Source organism: Dactylosporangium sp. NPDC049140, from assembly GCF_040648435.1.
Map to the genome: position 1 here is coordinate 1 of NZ_JBEZDS010000128.1, position 5,378 is coordinate 5,378.

Annotated in this window: 1 protein-coding gene; it reads right to left on the bottom strand. The window is 69.7% G+C overall.

Annotation, left to right across the window (positions count from 1 at the left end):
• A partial coding sequence (locus tag AB0B76_RS58640) for an amino acid adenylation domain-containing protein (RefSeq protein ID WP_360395066.1) occupies positions 1-5,303 on the bottom strand: 5,303 nt, incomplete at its 3' end.
• Positions 5,304-5,378 lie beyond the last annotated feature (75 nt).

Below are 5,378 nucleotides of genomic sequence, written 5' to 3' on the forward strand. Positions count from 1 at the left end.
GCGTCAACCGGCTGGATCTCGCCGAGCGGGCTGTCCAACACCACCTCAGCGCCACTATCGGCCAGAATGTACGACAGACGTTCCGCCGGCAGGTCAGGGTCCAACGGCAGATACGTGCCACCGGCCTGCCACACCGCAAGCGCCGCCACCGCAAAGTCCGGGCCGCGATCCAACCGCAGACCAACAATCGACTCAGGACCCACACCCTGGGCCGTCAACCGTGCCGCCAGACCCGCCGCACGGCGCCACAACTCCCGATAGCTCAGCGACTGCACAGCCACCACATCCGGCGTCGCCGCCGCACGGGCCGCGACCAGCTCGTGCACAGCACCAGACCACGGCACAACCGGACCACCCGACGACCAGGTCGCCAGCGTCTCGGACTCGGCCGGCGTCAGCAGCGGCACCTGCGACAGACGACGTCCAGCATCGCCCGCCACCGCCGCCAACACCTGCTGGAAGTGCCCGATCAACCGTACGATCCGGGCATCGTCGAACAACGCCGTGCTGTACTGCACCGCACCAACCAGCCCGGAACCGGACTCGCGCAGAACAAGCGAAAGGTCGAACCGCACCGCCATCGGCGCAGGCTCGGTCACGCCCTCGACCGCGGCTCGCTCGCCATCCCCGGCGACGTAGTTGAACAGCACCTGGAACAGCGGCGTCCGGGAGCGGTCCCGGTCGACGCCGAGCTCGTCTACGAGCTGCTCGAAGGGCACGTCCTGGTTCGCGTACGCGGCGAGGGTTTCGTTCCGCACCCGGCCCAGCAGCTCGGCGAACGTCGGGTCACCGGACAGGTCCGTGCGGAGTACCAGCGTGTTGACGAAGAAGCCGATCAGGCCCTCGATCTCGGCCCGGTTACGGTTGGCGATCGGTGTGCCGACGACGATGTCATCCTGGCCGGTGTACCGCCCGAGGAGGAGCGTGAAGGCGCCGAAGACCGTCATGAACATTGAGGCGGCGGCGGTACGCGAGGCCGCTCGCAGGCCCGCGACGACCTCGTCGGGCACGGCGAACCGCACGACCGCGCCCGCGCTGGAGCGCTGGGCCGGCCGCGGGCGGTCGGCGGGGAGTTCGAGCACAGGGGCGCCGGCCAGTCGCTCCCGCCAGTAGCCGAGCTGCTGGTCGAGGACCGTGCCGGTGAGCCAGGCACGCTGCCAGACGGCGAAGTCCGCGTACTGCACCGGCAGCGGCGCCAGCTCATCGCCGGCGTACAACGCCTCGAGCTCCCGTCGCAGTACGCCCTCAGACCACTCGTCCCCCACGACGTGGTGCATGGTCAGCGCCAGGACGTGCTCGTCCGCCGCGAGCCGCAGCAGTGCCGCCCGCAGGAGCGGCCCGGTGGCCAGGTCGAACGGCACGGCCGCCTGGGCGTCGATCCACGTCCGTGCGGCGCTGTGCGGATGGTCCGCATCCGAAAGGTCAACGACCCGCACGTCGAACGGCACGGGCGGGTCGATCACCTGGTACGGCACCCCGTCCGCGTCAGCGACGAGCCGTGTCCGCAGTACCTCGTGCCGTGCGACCAACGCCGTGAGTGCTTCAGCCACCGCGGCCACCGACACGTCCCCGGCGAGCCGGATACGCGCCGGGGTGTTGTACTCCACCGAGTCCGGGTCGAACTGTGCGAGGAACCAGAGCCGCTGCTGTGCGAACGACAACGGCAACGCACGGTCCCGTGCGACCGGCACGATCGCCGGCGCCGACGAACCCGGCGCGGCGGCCTCGATCGCCGCGGCCAGCCCGGCCACCGTCGGCGCATCGAACAACGCCGCGACCGGAACCTCGACGCTGAACAGGCTCCGAATCCGTGACACAACCCGGGTGGCGAGCAGCGAGTGCCCGCCGAGCGCGAAGAAGTCGTCGAACAATCCCACGCGCGGCGCATCCAACAACTCGCCCCAGACACCGGCGAGAACCTCTTCCGCGGGCGTGCGAGGCGCGACATAGTCCCTGGTAGCCGCCGGCGCTTCCGGCGCAGGCAGAGCTTTCCGGTCGACCTTCCCGTTCGCGTTCAACGGCAGCGAGGTCATCTCCACGAACACGGCCGGCACCATGTAGTCCGGCAGCCGCTCCCGCAACCCGTCAACCGAGCACTGACCCACGACGTAAGCGACCAGCCGCGAACCGTCGGCGACCACCACGGCCGCCGACACACCCGCCTGATCACGGATCGCGGCCTCAACCTCGCCAAGCTCGATCCGGAACCCACGCACCTTCACCTGGAAATCCGCACGGCCCAGGAACTCCGGCCGGCCATCAGACCGCCACCGCACCAGGTCACCGGTCCGGTACAACCGTGCGCCGTCCCGGTCCGCGACGAACCGCTCGGCCGTCAACTCCGGACGACCCAGATACCCACGAGCCACCCCAGCACCACCGATGTACAACTCACCAACCACACCAGCCGGAACCTCACGCAACGACGCATCCAACACCAACCAGCGCGTCCCCGCGATCGGCGAACCCAACGTGACCGGCGCGCCGGCCGTAACCTCGTCAACCGCGGACCACACCGTCGTCTCAGTCGGGCCGTACATATTCCACACCGACCCAGCCCGCTGCACCAACGCCGCCGCCAACGACCCCGGCAGCGCCTCACCACCACACAACACCCGCAACCCCGCCGAACCCGCCCAGCCGTCCTCGACCAGCATCTGCCACGTCGCCGGCGTCGCCTGCAACACCGACACACCATGCTCGCCGATCAGCTCGGCCAGCCTGCGCGGCGCACGGACCTCATCCCGATCCGCAACCACCACCCGCGCACCCCGGATCAGCGGCAGCCACATCTCCAAACCAGCGATGTCGAACCCGAACGTCGTCACCGCCAACAACACGTCATCCGCAGACAGACCGGGACGGTCGGCCATCGCACCCAGGAACGACGCCAAGTTCCCGTGCGAAACCGTGACACCCTTCGGCCGGCCCGTCGACCCCGAGGTATAGATCACGTAAGCAGCCTGCGACGGAACAACCGGACGCGGAACGGCATCTACCAGCTCGACGTCGCCGAGCGGACTATCCAACACGACCTCGGCCCCGCTATCAGCCAAGATGTACGACAGCCGCTCCGCCGGCAGATCCGGATCCAACGGCAGATATGTGCCACCGGCCTGCCACACCGCCAACGCCGCCACCGCAAAGTCCGGCCCGCGCTCCAACCGCAGACCAACAATCGACTCAGCGCCCACACCCTGGGCCGTCAACCGTGCCGACAAACCCGCCGCACGGCGCCACAACTCCCGATACGTCAACGACTGCACAGCCACCGCATCCGGTGTCGCCACCGCACGGGCCGCCACCAGTTCGTGCACAGCACCAGACCACGGCACCACCGGGCCACCAGAAGACCAGGTCGCCAGCGTCTCGGACTCGACCGACGTCAGCAGCGGCACCTGCGACAGGCGAACGCCCGCATCCACGGCCACCGCCGCGAGCACCTGCCGGAGGTGGTCGATGAGCCGGACGATCCGGGCCTCGTCGAACAGCACGGTGCTGTACTGCACGGCGCCCACCAGCCCGGACGCCGTCTCGCGCAGCACGAGGGACAGGTCGTACTTCACGGGGAGTACGCGCGATCCCGTGTCGGCCATGGACCGCTCGTCGCCGTCGACCGTGGCGTAGTTGAACAGCACCTGGAACAGCGGCGTCCGGGAGCGGTCCCGGTCGACGCCGAGCTCGTCGACGAGCTGTTCGAACGGCACGTCCTGGTGCGCGTACGCGGCGAGGGCCTCGGCGCGGGCGCGTTCGAGCAGCTCGTCGAAGGTGGGGTCGCCGGACAGGTCGGTGCGCAGGACGAGCGTGTTGAGGAAGTACCCGATGAGGCCTTCGATTTCGGAGCGGTTCCGGTTGGCGACCGGTGTGCCGACGACGATGTCATCCTGGCCGGTGTACCTCCCCAGGAGGAGAGCGAACGCGGCCAGGGTGGTCATGAACATGGATGCGTCGCCGCCGCGGGTCAGCGCACGGAGGCCGGCGAACGTGTCGTCCGGGATCGCGAACCGCATGATGGCGCCGGCGCTGGAACGGTGGGCGGGGCGGGGGTGGTCGGTCGGCAGCTCGAGGGTGGGCGCGCCGTCGAGGCGGCGGCGCCAGTACGTCAGTTGCTCGTCGAGGACGTCGCCGGTGAGCCAGGCACGCTGCCAGGCGGCGAAGTCCGCGTACTGCACGGGCAGCGGGGCCAGCTCGGCGCCGGCATACAGCGCCTCGAGCTCCCGGCGCAGGATGCCGGCGGACCAGTCGTCGCTGACGGCGTGGTGCATGGCGAGCATCAGCGTGTGCTCGGCGGGCCCGAGCCGCACGAGGGCGGCCCGCAGGAGCGGACCGGTCGCGAGGTCGAACGGCACGGCCGCGTACTGTGCCATCCACTCGCCGGCTGCGGCGGCCGGGTCCGGCTCCCCGGACAGGTCGATGAGCGGCAGTTCGGTCGGGAGCGGCGGGTCGATGACCTGCCGCGGTACCCCGTCGGCGTCGGCCACGAGCCGGGTCCGCAGTACCTCGTGCCGTGCCCGGAGCGCATCGAGCGCCGCGGCCAGGGCGGCGATGTCGACGTCACCGAGCCGCATCCGGGCGGCGATGTTGTACTCGACGGAGTCGGGTTCGAGCTGTGCGAGGAACCACAACCGCTGCTGCGCGAACGACAACGGCAACGGCCGACCCCGATCCGCCGTCTCCATCACGCTCACCACCGCCGGCTGGGCCGCCTCGACGAACGCCGACAACCCGGCCACCGTCGGATTGTCGAACAGCACCGCCACCGGCACCTCAACCCCGAACAGCCCACGCACCCGCGACAACACCTGCGTCGCCAGCAGCGAATGCCCACCCAACGTGAAAAACGAGTCGAACACGCCGACCCGGTCCACCCCCAGTACGTCAACCCAAACCTGCGCCACACCGTGCTGCACGGCACCCACCGGCGCGACGAACTCCACCCCGGACGCAGCAACGACCGCGGCCCCGTCCACCGCAGGCAACGCCGCCCGGTCCACCTTCCCGTTCCGAGTCACAGGCAGTTCCAGCAGCTCAACAAAGATCCCGGGCACCATGTACTCCGGCAGCCGCTGCCCAGCCCACGCCCGCAACACCTCAACCGCCGGCACACCCACCGCAACATCCGCCGGGACGACATACGCCACCAACCGCTGCTCATCCGCAACCACCACCACATCACCAACACCGGGATGCGACCGGACCGCGGCCTCAACCTCACCAGGCTCAATCCGGAACCCACGAACCTTCACCTGCGCATCAGCACGGCCCACAAACTCCAGACGCCCATCCGCCTGCCACCGCACCACATCCCCGGTCCGATACCACCGCCCACCATCCGGCCCAGCCACAAACCGTTCCGCCGTCAACTCCGGCCGCCCCCG